Raw genomic sequence first — 4,076 nt, 5'->3', positions numbered from 1 at the left:
GCGGCGTTCGTCGCGGTGACCTGGAAGGAGTACGAGGTGGAGGCGGCCAGCCCCGTGACAGTGGCCGAAGTGCCGGTCACCGCGACGAACGCCGCCGGTGAGTCGGCGAAGTCGACGGCGGTCACCGGGACCACCCGCGCGTCCTCGGACGGCGGGACCGCGCTGCCCAAGCACGCGGTGACGGGCTACTGGCAGAACTTCAACAACGGCGCGGCCGTCCAGAAGATCTCCGACGTCCAGTCCCAGTACGACATCATCGCGGTGTCCTTCGCCGACGCCACGGCGACGCCGGGCGCCGTAACCTTCAACCTCGACTCGGCGGGGCTCGGCGGCTACACCGTCGACCAGTTCAAGGCGGACGTCCAGGCCAAGAAGGCCGCGGGCAAGAAGGTCATCATCTCGATCGGCGGCGAGCGCGGCACGGTGGCGGTGAACGACTCCGCCTCGGCCACGAACTTCGCGAACTCCGTGTACTCGCTGATGCAGACGTACGGCTTCGACGGCGTCGACATCGACCTGGAGAACGGCCTCAACGCCACGTACATGACGCAGGCGCTGCGGTCCCTGTCCGCGAAGGCGGGCTCCTCCCTGGTCATCACGATGGCACCGCAGACGATCGACATGCAGTCCACGTCGAACGGGTACTTCCAGACGGCCTTGAACATCAAGGACATCCTCACGGTCGTCAACATGCAGTACTACAACAGCGGTTCGATGCTCGGCTGCGACGGCAAGGTGTACTCGCAGGGCTCCGTCGACTTCCTGACGGCCCTCGCCTGCATCCAGCTGGAGGGCGGCCTCGCGCCGTCCCAGGTCGGCCTCGGCGTCCCGGCGTCGACCCGTGGCGCGGGCAGCGGATACGTCTCCCCGACCATCGTGAACAACGCCCTCGACTGCCTCGCCAAGGGCACGAACTGCGGCTCCTTCAAGCCGTCCAGGACCTACCCGGACCTGCGCGGCGCGATGACCTGGTCGACGAACTGGGACGCCACGGCGGGCAACGCGTGGTCTAACGCGGTGGGACCGCACGTGCACGGGCTGCCGTAGGCACCGGGGCGGCCCCCTTCCCCCAAGAAAATTCAAAGAGCAGGGCCGGCCCCGGTCGGGACGGAGGCGGTGTCAGAAGAACTCCGACCAGGGCTGGTCCCAGATCTGCTTCACGCACAGCACGATGAAGAGCAGGCCCGCGATCGTCAGCATGGCGTTGCTCAGGTGGCCGTTGCGCCACTCCGGCGGGGTGCGGGAGGAGTTGAGGAGCCAGACCAGGGTGAGGGCCAGGAAGGGGAGGAAGGCGGCGCCCAGGACTCCGTACAGGATGATCAGGCGGAAGGGCTGGCCCTGGAAGAGCAGGATGATGGGCGGGAAGGTCAGCCAGAGGAGGTAGGCGCGGAAGGGCCAGGACTTCTCGTGGGTTCCGGACGCCACTTCCTCGCCGGACGCCGCGTTCGCGGCGGTCCGGGCCCTGTCCTTGCGGTAGCGCTCCACGAAGTCCGCGAACATCAGGCTCACTCCGTGCCAGACGCCGATCAGCGAGGTGAAGGACGTGGCGAAGAAGCCGATGAGGAAGAACTTCGCGGTCGCCGTGCCGTACTCGTCCTCCAGGATGTCGCCGAGCTGGATCAGGCCCTTGTCGCCGCTCGCGATGGCGATGTTCGCCGAGTGGAGCAGCTCCGCGCCGACGAAGAGCATCGCCACGACGAAGATGCCGGTGGTGATGTACGCGACCCGGTTGTCGAGCCGCATCACCTTCATCCAGCCGGTGTTCGTCCAGCCCTTCGCGTTGACCCAGTAGCCGTACGCGGCAAGCGTGATCGTGCCGCCGACGCCGCCGATCAGGCCGAGCGTGTTGAGGATCGAGTCCTTCTCGTCGGGCAGCACCGGCAGCAGGCCCGCGAACGCGTCGGCGAGGTTCGGGGTCACCCTGATCGCCAGGTAGACCGTGACGACGAACATGATTCCCACCAGGACGGTCATGACCTTCTCGAAGACCGCGTACTTGTTGAACCAGACGAAGACCAGACCGACCAGGCCGGTCAGGATGGCCCACCACTTGAGGCCCATGACGTCCGGGAACAGGGCCTGCAGGGGCAGGCCCGACGAGGACATGGCCGCCGCTCCGTAGACGAAGCCCCAGATCACGACGTACACGACGAAGAACCATGACGTCCAGCGGCCCAGGCTCGCCCAGCCGTCGAAGAGGGTCCGGCCGGTGGACAGATGCCAGCGGCCCGCGGCCTCGGCGAGGGAGATCTTGACGAGGCAGCCGATGACGGCCGCCCACAGGAGGGTGTAGCCGAAGTTCGAGCCCGCGATCAGTGTGGCGACGAGGTCGCCCGCGCCCACACCTGTCGCGGCGACCACGATGCCGGGGCCGATGTACTTCCAACTTGATTTGCGGGGGCGGGAGCTGGACTCCCCTGTCGTCGTGTTGCCCGTGGTGTCCGCCATGCCGATCAAGAAAGCGCACCGGGCACGAGGGCACAAGGGGGCATGCCGTGAAGGAAACGAGTGGCGGAGCCTGGGCCTGGCGGGGCCACCGGACGTGTGTCGTGGAGGTTGTCGGGGAACTGCGGGTCCGTTGTGGCTGGTCGCGCAGTTCCCCGCGCCCCTACGGGGCGCTCTCCTCGGCCTCGGCCTCGGCCTCCTCGACTTCGGCGTCCTCGCCGTCCTCGCCGTCCTCGAAGTAGGTGTCCAGGACCTCGTCCAGGCTGGTCTCCCACTCCTTGAAGCGGGACCTGGCAGCCGCCTCGATCTCGATCGGGTACCAGCGGCGGTCGGGCGTGTGCACCGTGATGGTGAAACGCTTCCCGAAACGCGGGACCTCGGTCTCGACGGCGCCGATCTCGTCCCAGCGGAACTCGGCCTCCTGGTCGTCCAGGGTCAGCCGTACGCCGGCGTGGTCGGCGACGATCCTCGCGCGGCGGTCGGAGGCGTCGAAGACGGGGCCTTCGTCCGGGGCGTCCGCGGCGTCCGGGGCGTCCGGGGCGTCCGGGGCTTCTTCGGAGTCCTCGGAGGCCTCGTCAGAGGCCTCCTCGTCGTGCGGCTTCTTCGCGGACGTCTCGGTTTCGGGTTCCTCCTCCGGGGCCTTGGACGCGGCCTTGGACGCCGAGTCCGCGGAGTCCTCGGCGGACTCCGCGGACGCGGTGTCCGGCTCGGTCTCCCTCGGCTCGGCGTCCTTCGGCTCGGCGGGGCGCGGGCCCGTGATGCCGGGCACGAACGCCGGGTCGACCGCGGCGCCTTGCAGGGGCTGGATGTTGGGTCCTATGCGCTGCTCCACAGCGGGCAGTATGGTCGACGATCCTGTGCCAGGGACAGCCGGACTCCGCTTCGTCCCGCTACATCGTTATATGAAGACGCTCAGCACCGCCGCCATCGCGAAGCCCGCCACCGACAGCACCGACTCCAGGACCGTCCACGACTTGAGCGTGTCGCGTTCGGAGATGCCGAAGTACTTGGCGACGATCCAGAAGCCGCCGTCGTTGACGTGCGAGGCGAAGATCGAGCCGGCCGAGATCGCCATGATGATCAGCGCCAGATGCGCCTGGGAGAGGTCCTGCCCCTCCACGAGCGGGACCACGATGCCCGCGGTGGTGACGATCGCGACCGTCGCCGAACCCTGGGCGACCCGCAGCACGACGGAGATCAGATAGGCCAGCACGACGACCGGCAGCCCCACGTCGTTGAACGTGTCGGCGAGCGCGTCCGCGATGCCCGAGCCCTTCAGTACGGCGCCGAAGATGCCGCCCGCGCCGACCACCAGCAGGATGTTGCCGACCGGCTTGAGGGACGACGTGGACACCGTCTCCAGGGACTTGCGCGACCAGCCGCGTCGGATGCCCAGCAGGTAGTAGGCCATCAAGAGCGCGATCGTCAGGGCGACGAAGGGGTGCCCGAAGAACTCGATGACCGAACGCAGGGTCGAGGGGTCCAGCGCGATCGAGGAGAAGGTCGCGGCGAGGATCAGCAGCAGGGGCGTACCGATGATGAGGAAGACGGTGGCCAGCGGGACCGGCTGCTCCGCGTAGTCCTCCGCACTCGGGGTGGCCGGAGTGTCCGGGGCGTCCGGGGCGTCCGGG

4 protein-coding genes are annotated in these 4,076 nt (G+C 68.3%); 1 reads left to right on the top strand and 3 read right to left on the bottom strand.

The features are described from left to right. Nucleotides 1-1,047, top strand: a 1,047-nt coding sequence (locus AOK01_RS23325; RefSeq protein WP_245702377.1) for a chitinase, incomplete at its 5' end; no start/stop codon positions are given. Between the two features lie 72 nt (nt 1,048-1,119). On the opposite strand, the gene AOK01_RS23320 is transcribed toward AOK01_RS23325, so the two are convergent. From AOK01_RS23320 to AOK01_RS23310, 3 genes are all read right to left on the bottom strand, one after another. Beyond that, nucleotides 1,120-2,448 carry an Nramp family divalent metal transporter gene (locus AOK01_RS23320; protein ID WP_055514819.1) on the bottom strand — a complete coding sequence of 443 codons (1,329 nt, stop codon included), beginning with the start codon at nt 2,446-2,448 and terminating at the stop codon, nt 1,120-1,122. A 160-nt stretch (nt 2,449-2,608) separates the two neighbouring features. After that, nucleotides 2,609-3,277: a hypothetical protein gene (locus tag AOK01_RS23315; protein ID WP_055514817.1), complete on the bottom strand. Its 669-nt coding sequence runs from the start codon at nt 3,275-3,277 to the stop codon at nt 2,609-2,611. A 66-nt stretch (nt 3,278-3,343) separates the two neighbouring features. Further along, the coding region (locus AOK01_RS23310) for a GntP family permease (RefSeq protein WP_281181417.1) at nt 3,344-4,076 on the bottom strand (733 nt) is incomplete at its 5' end.

The sequence above is a fragment of the Streptomyces aurantiacus genome (genome assembly GCF_001418335.1).
Taxonomy (GTDB): Bacteria; Actinomycetota; Actinomycetes; order Streptomycetales; family Streptomycetaceae; genus Streptomyces; species Streptomyces aurantiacus.
This window is presented reverse-complemented; position numbering and strand designations above follow the sequence as displayed.